Here is a 12,287-nt window from a genome sequence, read left to right on the forward strand (position 1 = left end):
GACGCGAGGTTCGCGCCGGACCTCAACGCTTCAGGACGAAGCCGGCGAGCACCCCGGCCAGAAGGGCGCCGGCGCAGATCGCGCCGAAATAGAGCGGCTCGCCCGTCGGAAACAGGCCGAGCAGCGAAATCGCCATGATCCCGAACAGGATCTGCGTGCAGCCGAGCAGCCCCGACGCCGAGCCGATATTCTTGGGATCGACGTTGATCGCGCTCGAGACGATGTTGGGCTGCACCACGCCGGAGCCGATGAAGATCACGCCGATGGGCGCGAACAGGGAGAGCGGATGGTGCGGCCCGATCGCCAGCAGCCCCATCAACATGGCGCCCCCCAGCAGAAGGATCGGCGAACCGAGGCGCAGCATGTTCTCGGTGCCGAGGCGTTCGGAATAGCGGCCCGCTATGTAGCTGCCGATGAAGTAGGAGAGCGAGCCGACGATCCACCAGGCGCCGAAATGGGTCGGGCTGTAGCCCCATAGCTCGATCACCACGACGGGCGAGCCGGCGATGAAGACGAAGTAGGATGCGGTGAGCAGCGACGAATAAAGCAGAAAACGCCAGAACGCCCAGTACTTCAGAACCCGCGCATAGCCCATCCAGACCTTGCCGGACGGCACGGCCGACGGGTTTCTGGTCTCCTTCGCCCACACGATGCAGGCAAGCACCACGACAGCGCCGAGCCCGGCCAGAAACAGGAAGGGCGCGCGCCAGTTGAACGCTTCGTCGAGGGTGCCTCCGATGATCGGCGCGACCGCCGTGGCGATCGTGGTGACCATGACCGTGTAGCCCAGCACCGAAGCGACGCGCGCCTCGTCGTAGACATCGCGGACCATGGCGCGGCCGAGCACCATGCCGGCACCGCCGCCGATCGCCTGCAGCACACGGCCCACCAGGAAGATTTCGATTCCCTGCGCCAGCGAGCAGAGGAGCGAGCCGGTGCTGTAGATCGCCATGCCCGCCAACAGCACGGGGCGGCGTCCGAGCCTGTCGGACAGCGGCCCATAGGCGAGCTGCCCGACGGCCAGGCCGAGCAGGTAGAGCGACAACGCATATTGGATGGTCGGAATATCGGTTTGGAAATACGTGACGATTCCCGGCATGGACGGGAGGTATATGTTGATGGTCACTGCCGGCAGGGCGGTGATGACGACGAGCAGCGGCAGGGAAATGGTCCGCGCGGGCGAAGTCCGCGCGCGGCGGGGGGCCTGTTCATCGCTCGGCAGGTTCAGGTCCATGGATACCCCGATACAGTGTCGGAAAACCATTCTTGCCGGGACGGAACCGCGCCCCGCCGCCTCCATGCCGATGCCGGTCCTCGGCCAAGGGGGCGGTGGAAGCCATCAATCAGGTCGATATCGGCGGGAGCCGGCGTGGAACGGCGCGAGCGCGCCGTCGTCGAGGGAGAACCGGTCCCCGGCGCTGCCTGCGCCGCGGACCGGTGTCTTGCATCACCGCACGCTCGTGCCTGGTGAAGACAATCAGGTCTTGAACTGGTCGCCGCGCCATTTCAGGGCCGCGCCGAGCCCCTTCTCGGCCGTGATCTCCTTGAACTGGTCGCCTTCCGGCGTCCGGGCCGCATAGAGCATCGACACCACGTCGACCCCGACATTGACCGCGTTGCGGAAGCCCATGGCCTCGGCGCCGCGGTTGATCGACAGCTTGGTGTTGTAAAGCGCGTCGGCCGAGATCATCGACATGCGCTTGGCGAATTTGAGCGCCGCGGCTCCGAGCTCCGCATCCGGCACGATCTTGTTGATCATGCCGAGATCGAGCGCGGCCTTGGCGTCGATCATGTCGCCGAGATAGAGCAGCTCGCGCGCTTTCTTCAGGCCGATGAACCACGGCATCACGATCGCCGGGCCGGCATTGGAAAAGCGGATTTCCGGCTCCCCGAACAGCGCGCTCTCGCCCGCGATGGTCACGTCGCAGAGCATCGCCAGCTCGCAGCCGCCGCCCAGCGCATGGCCCTGCACCTGTGCCACGACCGGCTTCTTCATGTCCCAGGGCGCGAGCTCGAAGATGATCGAGGCACGCAGCGATTCATGCCAGCGCAGCGCGTCGTAGCGCCATTTTTCCTTTTCCGGATCCTTGGGGTTGCCGATATCGTAGCCCACGCAGAACGAACGCCCGGCGGCGCGGAGCAGCACGACCCGTGTGTCGGGATCGCGGTCGGCCCGGTGCAGCGTCTCGAGCAGCGTTTGCTTGAGATCCGGACTGATGGCGTTCAGCTTGTCGGGACGGTTTATGGTCACGATGCTGACGCGGTCGTCGACTTCGTAGAGCACGAGCGGTTCGGCCATGATGTTTAGCTCCTCCTTGGCATTTGTGATGGGGTTGCCTTTTATGATCGTGGCACCGACGCATCCGCAGCCCGGATCGGGCTGACAGCACCTTGATGGAAATGAGGTCGATCTCGGTGATGCGAGGCTCACCACATGGTCGGGACCACGCAGGCTTATCTTATCGGTTCGATAATAGTAAAATGATAGAACGTTTATAGCAAGCGCCCTTCTGGGGCGCGCGCGGCATTTCCGGTCGTGGGCGATAAACGTCAGGACAATCGCTGAAACGGGCGCTTGCGCCCAGGGCGGCGATGCGGGGCCGGCTGCGCGACAGCCCGCCCCGCTGGCTGTCCGTGAAGTCGGCATCGAGTCGTAAAGAGGGATAAAATCGTGCGTGCAGCTCTTTCCATCGTCGCCGGTCCGGTCGACAGCCTCGAAATCCGCGATATCGAGGCGCCGATGGCCGGGCCCGGCGAGGTCGTCATCCAGGTGGAGGCGACCGCGCTCAATTTCATGGATACGCTGATCATCAACGACCGCTACCAGGTGAAGCCGCCGCGGCCGTTTTCGCCCGGCGGCGAGTGTGCGGGGCATATCGTCGGCGTCGGCGCGGCCGTCACCGATTTTCGGGTCGGCGACCGGGTTTGCGCCTATGTCGGCTACGGCGCCGCGCGCGAGCGGGTCGTCGTCGGGCAGGCCGGTCTCATACGGGTTCCGGACCAGGTCTCGCTGGACCAGGCGGCCGCGCTCATCGTCACCTATGGAACCGTGCTCTATGCGCTCAGGGACCGCGCCGGCCTGCGCGCGGGAGAAACGCTCGTGGTCACTGGCACGAGCGGCGGCGTGGGAAGTGCCGCCATCGAGCTCGGGCATCTGCTGGGCGCGCGTATCATCGCCTGCACCCGTGGCGAGCCTTCGGATCTGCGCGAGCAAGGCGTCGGCATGTTCGTGGACCCCGATTCCGGCAATGTGAAACTGGCGGTGCGCGCGCTGACCGGCGAAAACGGCGCCGATGTCGTGCTCGACGTCACCGGCGGAAAGCTGACCGAGGAGCTGGTGCGCGCGACAGGGTGGGGCGGCCGGTATCTGGTCGTCGGCTTCGCGGCGGGCGAGATACCGCGTCTGCCGCTGAATCTGGTGATGCTGAAATCGATCGACGTCATGGGGATTCACTGGAGTGCCTGGGCGCAGCGGGAACAGGACGCCCACAGGCGCAACACCGAATGGCTCCTGAAGCAGGTGGCCGACGGCCTGCTCTCGCCGCAGATCGGCGCGCGTTTTCCGCTCGACCGGATCTCGGACGCCCTCGCGCTGATCGTCGAACGGAAGGTCCGGGGAAAGATCGTCATCACCATGTGACCGGAGCGGGCCGGCTTTCCCCGCCTCTGCGTCGGCTTCGTTCCGGCCTGCGCGGAACAGGCGGCCTCCTGCCCGGTTGTCGAGAGCGGGGGAAGATGCGGAGAACATCCATGCCACGGCTCCTCGCCGCCGCTCTCGCTGCCACCCTCGCGCTTCCGGCCGTGGCGGAGCCCGGCTCCATCCCTATGGCGAGCCTGCCTTTGGGCGACCTCTCCGCCGCGCTCGCCCCAAGAGCGGTGTGCGCGCTTCCCGCGCATCCGGCGGCCGGCGCGGGCCCGGACGCGCCGCCAACTGGCCCGGCCGTGACGCTGTCGCCGCGCATGCTCCAGGCGATCCGCGTCGAGGCCGACAGGCCCGCCGACTGACCGCCATGCTTGCCGACCCACGCCCGGCAGCGTAAACCCCCCGCGGCCCGTGCCTCGATCGTGCCGGAAAGGTCCGGCAGGACAGGCCGGTGGCCCGCAGGGATGGATGATGGTTTCGCTCACGCCAGCGATCACGCGCTTCAAGGATGCGGCGAGCGCCAGCCATCTGCGGGCCTGCATCGTCCTCATCGTGCTCTCGCTCGCCGCATTCCTGCCGGGCTTCTCGACGCTCCAGCCGCTCGACCGCGACGAGCCGCGCTTCGCCCAGGCGAGCAAGCAGATGCTGGAGAGCGGCGATCTCGTCGATATCCGCTTCCAGGACGAGGCGCGCCACAAGAAGCCGGTCGGCATCTACTGGCTGCAGAGCGCGACGGTCAGGGCCGGCGAGGCGCTCGGCGTGCCCGAGGCGCGCACGCAGATCTGGCTCTACCGCATCCCCTCGCTCGTCGGCGCGACCGCGACCGTTCTGCTGACCTATTGGGCGCTGCTCGCCTTCCTGTCGCCGCCCTTCGCCCTGCTCGGCGGGGCGCTGATGGCGGCGGCCGTGCTGCTCGGCGTCGAGGCGCGCATCGCCAAGACCGATGCGCTGCTGGCGGCCTGCGCGGTGGCGAGCATGGGCGCGCTGGCGCGGGCCTGGCTCGACTGGACGCGCTCGCTTGCCTTCGTGCCGAGCCGCTACAACTGGCTGGTGTTCTGGGGCGCGACGGCGCTCGGCCTCTTGATCAAGGGGCCGATCGTGCCGATGGTCTGGGGCCTCGCCATCCTGGTGCTGAGCGCAAGCCAACGTTCCTTCCGCTGGCTGAAGCCGCTGCGCTTCGGCTGGGGTCTCCTGCTGTGCCTCGTCGTCGCGCTGCCCTGGTTTGCCGCGATCATGCTCAAGACCGGCGGCAGCTTCTTTGCCGACAGCGTCGGGCAGGACATGCTCGGCAAGGTCGCCGAGGGGCAGGAGAAGCATTGGGGGCCGCCGGGTCTCTACCTCCTGTTCTTCTTCGCGACCTACTGGCCGGCGGCCGCCTTCGCGGCGATGGCGGTGCCCTTCGCGTGGGGGCGGCGCAAGGAGCCGCAGATCCTGTTCCTGATCGCCTGGATCGTGCCGTCCTGGCTCGTCTTCGAGGCGGTGCCGACCAAGCTGCCGCATTACGTGCTGCCGCTCTATCCGGCGATCACCGCGCTCCTGCTGCTCGCCGTGGTGAATGGCGGCATCGACCGTAACCGGCGCGGCGCCGTGCTCACCGCCAGCCTCGTGGTGATCGTGCCGCTCATGCTGATGGGCGTGATCCTCTACGGCAACTGGACGCTCGACCGGGCGGTGCCGTTCCTGGCCGTGCCGTTCTTCGTGCTCGCCCTCATCTGCGGGGCCGCCGTCGTGGCGGCGTTCCGGCGGGGCGATGTCGAGGGCGCGCTCTGGCGCTGTGTCCCGGCGAGCCTCCTCCTGACCGTCGCCGTCTATCCCTTAGCGGTGGAGAGCCTGCGCTCGCTCAAGCTGTCGCCGCGGCTCGAGGAGGCGGTCAGGGCCGTCGGTTGCGCCGATCCCGCCGTGGTGACGCTCGGCTATCGCGAGCCGAGCCTGGTCTTCCTGACCGGAACCGACCTCGCCATGGCCGCGAGCGGAGCGGGCGCCGCCGCCTTCCTGAATGGGCCGGGCTGCCGCATCGCCCTCGTCGAGAGCCGCTTCGCCGCCGATTTCGAGGCGGCGCTGGCGGGGCAGGCGCCAAGGCCGCGCCTCGTCACCACGATCAACGGCTTCAACCTCAATGGCGGGAAGAGGCTCGCGATCGCCGTCTTCGCCCGTACGCCTGATTAAGACCCCGCTTTCGAAACCCTTGCCCTCTCGGCTGAGCTGACGCAGTTTGCGGGCCGTTTTCCCGGATGATGCCCCTTTGACCCAAACCGCTTCCCATCCCCTCATCAGCGTCGTTGTGCCGGTGCGCAACGAGGTCGGCAACATCGCCCCGCTCGTCGCCGATATCGAGAAGGCCTGCGCGGGCCTCGGCCCGTTCGAGGTCGTCTATGTCGACGACGGCTCGACCGACGGCACGGCCGCCGCGCTGGCGGAGCTTGCGACGACGCGGCCCTGGCTGCGCGTCGTCACCCATGCCGGGTCCTGCGGGCAGAGCGCTGCGGTGCGCAGCGGCGTGCGCCATGCCCGCTCGGCGATCGTGGCGACGCTCGACGGCGACGGCCAGAACGATCCCGCCTTCCTGCCGCAGATGGTCGAGGTTCTGCAGAAGGCCGGGCTCCAGGCCGGGCTGGTGCAGGGGCAGCGCGTCGGGCGCAAGGATACCGGCTTCAAGCGCTGGCAGTCCAAGATCGCCAACGGCGTGCGCGTGCGCGTGCTGAAGGACGATACGCGCGACACCGGCTGCGGGCTGAAATGCTTCCGCCGCGAAGCCTATCTCGCTCTGCCCTATTTCGACGCGCTGCACCGGTTCATGCCGGCGCTGATGGCGCGCGAGGGCTATGAGGTGCTGCATGTCGACGTGCGCGACCGGCCGCGGCTCTCCGGCGTCTCGAATTACGGCTTCTTCGACCGGCTCTGGGTCGGCATCCTCGATCTCGCCGGGGTGTGGTGGCTGATCCGCCGGCGCAAGCGCGTGCCCCGGATCACCTCGGAGACGCCGTGATGCTGATCGACCTCCAGCAGACCATCGGCCGCTATTTCCACGACGTCTTCGTCAACAACGTCGACTGGTGGGTGCTGCTCGGCGTCGTCGCGCAGGGGCTCTTCACCATGCGCTTCGTGGTGCAATGGTGGGCGAGCGAGAAGGCCGGGCGCTCGGTCGTGCCGATGACCTTCTGGTGGTTCTCGATCGGTGGCGGGGCGCTGCTCCTGATGTATGCGCTCTACCGGCGCGATCCGGTCTTCATCCTCGGCCAGGGTTTCGGCGTCTTCGTCTATGTCCGCAACCTGCAATTCGTGCTGCGCGCCAGGGCGCGCGGCGAGGACACGAATTCCGGGCCGGGATAGGTGGAGCCTCAGCTCCGCGACGGCGCCGCGGATCCTGCCGCCGCGCCGTCGGCGGGCGAGGGCAGCTTGCCGGCCGCCGGCGCCGGGCTTGCGCGCATCGCGGCGGAATAGGCCGGGTAGCGCTCGCGATAGGCTTTCAGGAATTCGGAGAGGGTGTCGGCGTTGGCGGTGGCGCGCGCCATCTCGCGGATGTCGGAGGCGCGGCCGCGATCAGCCCCGGTGACGAAGGCGAAGGTGCGCGCATCGGGGCCGCGCGCCATCTTGGTGGCGAATTTGCTGCGCAGCCGGTCGAGCGACAGGCTCTCGCCGGCCATCACATAGGAGACGCCGGCGCGCATCACGTCGGCGCGCTCGCCGTCGCTGAGCGCGTCCTCCCCGCGCCAGCTTTCGCCGAGCAGGCGCTCATAGGCTTCGCCCGCCTCGCGCCAGCGGCGTCCGGTCCAGTGGATGTCGGCGCGCAGCCGGTCGATCTCGGGCCCGCGCTCGCCTTCCAGCATCTCCAGCGCCTGGTCGGTACGGGAGAGATCGGACAGCCCCTTGGCCTCGAGCAGGAGGCGCGCGCGCTTGACGTCGGCCGGCAGCTCGACGAGCCGCGTGGTGTTGAGCGCGCGCACCGCATCGGCCGGCTTGCCGTTCATCAGCTCGATCATGGCGAGCCGCGCCGCAACCGTCGAGCGCGCGGCGCCGGTGAGCCTCCGGTCCATCTGGTATTTCAGGATCTCGGCGGCCTGGTCGAGCAGGTCGAGCTCGACCAGCCGGTCGGCGAGCAGGCGGGTGATCTCGTCGCCGCGCCGGCCGATCGGCAGGAACTCCTTGAAATCATAGAACAGCGCCAGCGCCTCGATGCGCGGCAGATCGGCGAGCCCCGCGCCGCTGAACAGTTCGGCGAAGCGCTGGGCCGTCTCGTCGTGCATGCGCCGGGTCAGCGGATCGTCGGGGAAGTTCTCGTTGGCGCGGCGCGCGACCATGAAGGCGTCGCGCCAGCGCTGCCGGTCGACATAGAGCCGGCCGAGCTCGGCCAGCGCCTCGATCTCCAGCCGGCCGCCGCGCCAGATCACCGCGACCGTCTCCAGTCGGGCGACGGCCTCGTCGGGCTTGAGGTCGTCGCGCTTTTCGGCGTCCGCGAGCTTGACGGCGCGCAGCTGCGCCTCCGCCGCGACGGGGCGGCTCCTCGCCTCGAAGAGCGGCCTGTAGCCGTTCATCGCGGCGTCGGGGTGGCCGCCGACGTCGTCGAGCATCGCCTGCAGCAGGGCCAGACGCTCCCGCTCGAAGCTGCCGGGCGGCATCTCGGCCAGCGCCTGGATCTGCCGCTCGGCCACGGCCATGTCCTGCTGGGCAAGCGCCGCGCGCGCCATCGCCTCGCGGAACTCACCCCGAAGATCGGCCGGATAGCGCTCGAGCACGGTCTCGCTGCGGCGGAAGTCGACGAGCGCCTGGGCGTTGCGGTTCAGGCGCTGCTGCATCAGCGCGCGCCAGAGCCCGGTCTCGGCCTCGTCCTTGATCGGGGCGGCCTCGAAGGCGGCGAGCGCCTGCTGGTCGCGATGCAGGCCGGCCGCGACGACACCCTTGAGGAAGAGCGCCTCGCGGTTGCCGCGCATCGCGGCGTCGTCGGCCAAGAGCGCGTTCAGCACGCCCGCGGCCTCCGGCATCAGGCCGTTGGCGGCATAGAAGCGCGCCAGCGCCAGCCGGGCCTGCGACCGGCGGCCCTGCGAGGTGTCGCTGGCGTCGAGCATCAGGGCATGGCCACGCTCGCGCAGGTTGCCGGCGCGCAGCCTCGCCCAGTCGTCGGCGTCGAGCAGGGGTGGGGCCTCAGGCCTCGCCTCGGCCGACGCCTCGGCCTTGGCGGCGGGCGTGCCGACATCGAGCGAGACGGTGAGCCCGCCGCCGCGGCCGATGCGGATTTCGCCGGTTCCGGCCCGCACCGCGATATCGTCGGCCTGGGGCTGGACGGCGAGCCCCTGCGCGGTGCGCAGCAGGCCGAACTCGACGAAGCGGTAGGGCTTTGGCGTGAGCCGGGTCGGGCCGGTGGCGGTCGCGACCGCGACGGGCAGGCCGCCCGGCCCCGATTCGAGCCAGTGGACGCCGGTCAGGCCGGCGAGTGGCACGGTGACGATGGTCTGGCCGCGCTCGTCCATGCCGCGCTCAGGCGCGACCGGGCTGGCTGGCCGGCCGGCATCCTCGCCGAGGTCGAGCGACCAGGCCGTGCCGTCGTCGAAGAGGCGGGCGAGCGGCTGGCCCGCGAGCCTGAGCCTGACGAGGGTGACCTTGCCCTCGCGCGTGACCGTGCTGTCCGCGATCAGCCCGGGCAGCAGCCCGGAAAGCCTGGCCGGATCGATGGTGTCGCGCGTGTCGAAGACGAGCGTCATGACGCCGGCGTCGAGGAAGGCGGCGGCGCCCGTCGGGCGGGGAAAGCGGAAGTCGAGGCGCTTGCCCTCGGCCGCGATGGTGACCGGACCGGGCGGCGGCTCCGGCTTCGCCGGCGGGGCGGCAACAACGGGGGCGGGCGCCGCGGCGGGCTGAAGCGCGGGCGCGGGCTCGGCCGTCGGGGCAGGAGCCATCGGGGCAAGAGCCGTCGGGGCCGGGGCCGGCGCAGCGGCGGGCTTGCCGAGATCGGCGAGCGAGAGCGCCTGTTCCTTGATCGGGCGCAGCAGGTCCACGACCAGCCCGGTCTCGTCGCTGAAGCTGCGGGCCTGCCAGTCCGCCGGCAGCGACAGGGTCAGGCTCAGCGCGTTCTTGCCGGCGTCGAGCGCGGCAAGTTCGATGCCGGCCGGCAGGGCGGCGCGGATCGCATGCGTCTCGATCGCCAGCGGCCGGTCGAAGACGAGCTTCAGCGCGCCGTCGGCGAGCTTGCTTGCGAGCTTGGTGTCAGTCGGGGCCGTGAAGATCAGGCGCTCCAGCGTCGGCAGGCTCGCCGCGCGCATCGTCATGACCGCGGGGGGCGCGGCCGGCTGGCGCGCCGCGTCCCTCGCCTTGGCCTCGGCGAGGCGCAGCCGCTCGGTCAATGCGGCGATCGCCTCCGGCGGCGGGCCGGGCAGGACGCCGGACCAGTTCTGCGGCAGGAGGTCGATGAAGGCCTTGTCGCCGGCCTCGATCAGGTTCGCCTTGTAGGCTTGGGTCAGCGCGAGCCGCAGGCCGCGCCCGTCGGGATCGAGGCGGGCGATCGAGACGTAAGCCGGCAATTCGCGGGCGATCCGCGCAGCATCGAGCGCAACCTCGCCGTCGAAGGCGACGATCAGCACGCCGTTGGCGATGCGGATACGGGTCTGGGTCGGGGCGTCGAAGCTGAGCGAGAGGCGGCCGAAGCCGGCCGGCATCGCCTCGCCGCTGAGCTTGGCGCCCGCGGCGAAGGCGGGCGTCTTCAGGCCGGCGGCGAGCGTGAGAGCGGCCAGCCCGATACCGAAGGCGAGGGAACGCGACAGACGCAAACCGTGACACCCGACCAAACGCGACAGCGGGCCGCCTGACGCCTTCAGAACGCGGCGGCCCTCCGACACGCTAGCGCGTCAACCATAATGGGGTCTTAACGCCGCTGTTTCCCCGACCGCGATGTTTACGGCCGTTCGGCCGGCCGCTTGCGGATTTTTGCAGGAGCATGGTCCGCGCCCGTTTCGCGGATGCCCGCTGCGGGTTTCCAGGGCCGCAAGCCGCTGACGGCTCCATCGTGCGATACAGAAAGCGACCCCGCTTTCCGCTGGGGAAGCGGGAGGTTAATTATTGCCAGTTTGGCAAATTACGGTTAAAGGCTGAATTACCTGTTTGGCAATTTATGGTGATGACCTACAGTTCCTGCACGTCCAGGCGCGGTCCGAAAGGCGACAACTTTCCCGCTATTGACGATCTGTCAACCTCTGTGTGAACGTGAACATAATGGGAACATAAGTTGCGTGGGGGATCATGGATACCGATACGGAGCTTATTTCGGTCCTTTCCGAACTACAGTCCCTCGGACCGGAGCGCCGGGCGCAGGCGCGTCGGTTCCTTCAATTTCTGATAAGCGAAAGCGAACGTACATTCGCACTTCCCCAATCACCCCGCGATCGCGAGCCTGGCGGAGGAGGGCCAGATCTTCCTGGTCCTCCTCGGTCAGCGGAACGTCCTCCTTCGTGAGAAGACGCTCCCGCGGAACTCCGAGCGCGGCGGCGAAGCGATCGATATGCTTGACCGACAGGTTCCTGCGGCCCTTCTCCAACCGGCTCACATAGGAAATCGAAAGCCCGACGCGTTCTGCCAATTGCTCCTGTGTCAGTCCGCGCGCTTCGCGGAGAGCCTGAATCGCGTTCTCATTCGTCATTCCGAGACTTTGCCTTTTTGGCAAAAATGATCCAGAGCCAAATAGGCAAATTTGTTCTTGACTTACATTTGCCAAATCGGCAAATGTTGCGACTATGAACGCACTGGATGCCTATTTTGCCGAGACGGGCGAGAATGCCTATCGTCTGGCTGCCAGGATCGGATGCTCGGCGAGCACGATCACGCGCCCGCTGCGTGGAGATCGAAACCCCAGCGTGAGGCTGGCGAGACTCGTCGAGCGGCATACGGGCGGCAAGGTGAGCGCCCAGCAGTTCATCGCAATCTGCATGGACGCGACGTCCTCCGCCGAACCCTTGATCGCCGAGGCGCGTCGATAGATGCCCGTCGGCTCCGCCATCATCGTGCCGGCCTTGCCCGCGGCTGTACCGGTCGGCGCGGGCCGGTTGCTCCTTCTCGTCGTTCCGGGAGGCGACTGACCATGGCGGTCGTCACGCATCTCATTGCCGCCTCCGTGGGCGCCTGCATCGGTCTCTTCGTTGCCGTGCTCTGCTCGACGGCAAGGGGCGACTGACACATGCAGGCCGTCCTTCCCGGCTCGGCACGGGGGCGGCCGCTGGCAGTTCGCTGCCGGCGGTTCGGACGCTACTGCGGATATTTCCTGGAAGCCGTGCCGACAGCCGTCGGGGCGCCATTGGCGTCACGCGCCGTCACGGTCCAGTCGTAATCGTGAACCTCTCTTCCCGGCGGATTCGGGCCGTTATACACGCCCGAAATGGTGCCGCACGGGATTGCCATGGACGCTCCCTTGACCGGAACGTCCCCGCCGCCGTGGTTCCATTGCGGCACTTGCCGATCCTTCATCCGAAGTTCCAGAACCTTGCTGCCGGCCGGAATCCCGCTGACCTGGAACGATGGCGAGGTTCCCTGGCACCAGGCGAATGAAACCGCCAGTTTTGGAAGGGCCGCGCTCGTCGCCGGTGATGTGCGGCTTTCGTTGCAGCCCGCGACAAGGGTTGCTGCGACAGCAGCAAGGGCAAGCGATCTCATCAGCCTTGTTACCTTC

11 protein-coding genes are annotated in these 12,287 nt (G+C 68.4%); 5 read left to right on the forward strand and 6 right to left on the reverse strand.

Annotation, left to right across the window (positions count from 1 at the left end; translation table 11 throughout):
* Window positions 1-22 precede the first annotated feature (22 nt).
* Together M9917_RS14360 and M9917_RS14365 are read right to left on the reverse strand one after the other, a co-directional pair.
* Complete coding sequence (locus M9917_RS14360) at window positions 23-1,234, reverse strand: multidrug effflux MFS transporter (protein WP_297254546.1); 1,212 nt, start codon at window positions 1,232-1,234, stop codon at window positions 23-25.
* 243 nt (window positions 1,235-1,477) lie between these two features.
* Window positions 1,478-2,299: an enoyl-CoA hydratase/isomerase family protein gene (locus M9917_RS14365; RefSeq protein ID WP_297254547.1), complete on the reverse strand. Its 822-nt coding sequence runs from the start codon at window positions 2,297-2,299 to the stop codon at window positions 1,478-1,480.
* A gap of 372 nt (window positions 2,300-2,671) precedes the next feature.
* On the opposite strand from M9917_RS14365, the gene M9917_RS14370 reads away from it, so the two are divergent.
* From M9917_RS14370 to M9917_RS14390, 5 genes are all read left to right on the forward strand, one after another.
* Entirely contained in the window at window positions 2,672-3,640 is a 969-nt protein-coding gene (locus tag M9917_RS14370; protein ID WP_297254548.1) for an NADPH:quinone oxidoreductase family protein, read from the forward strand.
* Window positions 3,641-3,750: 110 nt separating this feature from the next.
* Window positions 3,751-4,005 (forward strand): hypothetical protein, encoded by a 255-nt coding sequence (locus M9917_RS14375; RefSeq protein WP_297254549.1) that lies wholly within the window; start codon window positions 3,751-3,753, stop codon window positions 4,003-4,005.
* 106 nt (window positions 4,006-4,111) lie between these two features.
* Window positions 4,112-5,809 carry an ArnT family glycosyltransferase gene (locus M9917_RS14380; protein ID WP_297254550.1) on the forward strand — a complete coding sequence of 566 codons (1,698 nt, stop codon included), beginning with the start codon at window positions 4,112-4,114 and terminating at the stop codon, window positions 5,807-5,809.
* A 76-nt stretch (window positions 5,810-5,885) separates the two neighbouring features.
* Window positions 5,886-6,629 carry a glycosyltransferase family 2 protein gene (locus M9917_RS14385; RefSeq protein WP_297254551.1) on the forward strand — a complete coding sequence of 248 codons (744 nt, stop codon included), beginning with the start codon at window positions 5,886-5,888 and terminating at the stop codon, window positions 6,627-6,629.
* Window positions 6,629-6,973 carry a lipid-A-disaccharide synthase N-terminal domain-containing protein gene (locus tag M9917_RS14390; RefSeq protein ID WP_297254552.1) on the forward strand — a complete coding sequence of 115 codons (345 nt, stop codon included), beginning with the start codon at window positions 6,629-6,631 and terminating at the stop codon, window positions 6,971-6,973. Before M9917_RS14385 ends, M9917_RS14390 begins: the two co-directional genes overlap by 1 nt.
* Window positions 6,974-6,981: 8 nt before the next feature.
* Here M9917_RS14390 and M9917_RS14395 read toward each other — a convergent pair whose 3' ends face one another.
* From M9917_RS14395 to M9917_RS14410, 4 genes are all read right to left on the reverse strand, one after another.
* Window positions 6,982-10,398 (reverse strand): hypothetical protein, encoded by a 3,417-nt coding sequence (locus tag M9917_RS14395; protein WP_297254553.1) that lies wholly within the window; start codon window positions 10,396-10,398, stop codon window positions 6,982-6,984.
* Window positions 10,399-10,886: 488 nt separating this feature from the next.
* Complete coding sequence (locus tag M9917_RS14400) at window positions 10,887-11,264, reverse strand: helix-turn-helix domain-containing protein (protein ID WP_297254554.1); 378 nt, start codon at window positions 11,262-11,264, stop codon at window positions 10,887-10,889.
* Between the two features lie 138 nt (window positions 11,265-11,402).
* Window positions 11,403-11,720 (reverse strand): hypothetical protein, encoded by a 318-nt coding sequence (locus tag M9917_RS14405; protein WP_297254555.1) that lies wholly within the window; start codon window positions 11,718-11,720, stop codon window positions 11,403-11,405.
* A 146-nt stretch (window positions 11,721-11,866) separates the two neighbouring features.
* Window positions 11,867-12,271 carry a YbhB/YbcL family Raf kinase inhibitor-like protein gene (locus M9917_RS14410; protein WP_297254556.1) on the reverse strand — a complete coding sequence of 135 codons (405 nt, stop codon included), beginning with the start codon at window positions 12,269-12,271 and terminating at the stop codon, window positions 11,867-11,869.
* Window positions 12,272-12,287 lie beyond the last annotated feature (16 nt).

Source organism: Bosea sp. (in: a-proteobacteria), assembly GCF_023953965.1.
Lineage (GTDB): Bacteria > Pseudomonadota > Alphaproteobacteria > Rhizobiales > Beijerinckiaceae > Allobosea.

Excerpts from the sequence above, each read along its gene's own strand:
- M9917_RS14360 (WP_297254546.1), bottom strand. The coding sequence starts at position 1,234 with ATGGACCTGAACCTGCCGAGCGATGAACAGGCCCCCCGCCGCGCGCGG.
- M9917_RS14365 (WP_297254547.1), bottom strand. The coding sequence starts at position 2,299 with ATGGCCGAACCGCTCGTGCTCTACGAAGTCGACGACCGCGTCAGCATC.
- M9917_RS14375 (WP_297254549.1), top strand. The coding sequence starts at position 3,751 with ATGCCACGGCTCCTCGCCGCCGCTCTCGCTGCCACCCTCGCGCTTCCG.
- M9917_RS14380 (WP_297254550.1), top strand. The coding sequence starts at position 4,112 with ATGATGGTTTCGCTCACGCCAGCGATCACGCGCTTCAAGGATGCGGCG.
- M9917_RS14390 (WP_297254552.1), top strand. The coding sequence starts at position 6,629 with ATGCTGATCGACCTCCAGCAGACCATCGGCCGCTATTTCCACGACGTC.
- M9917_RS14400 (WP_297254554.1), bottom strand. The coding sequence starts at position 11,264 with ATGACGAATGAGAACGCGATTCAGGCTCTCCGCGAAGCGCGCGGACTG.
- M9917_RS14405 (WP_297254555.1), bottom strand. The coding sequence starts at position 11,720 with ATGCGTGACGACCGCCATGGTCAGTCGCCTCCCGGAACGACGAGAAGG.
- M9917_RS14410 (WP_297254556.1), bottom strand. The coding sequence starts at position 12,271 with ATGAGATCGCTTGCCCTTGCTGCTGTCGCAGCAACCCTTGTCGCGGGC.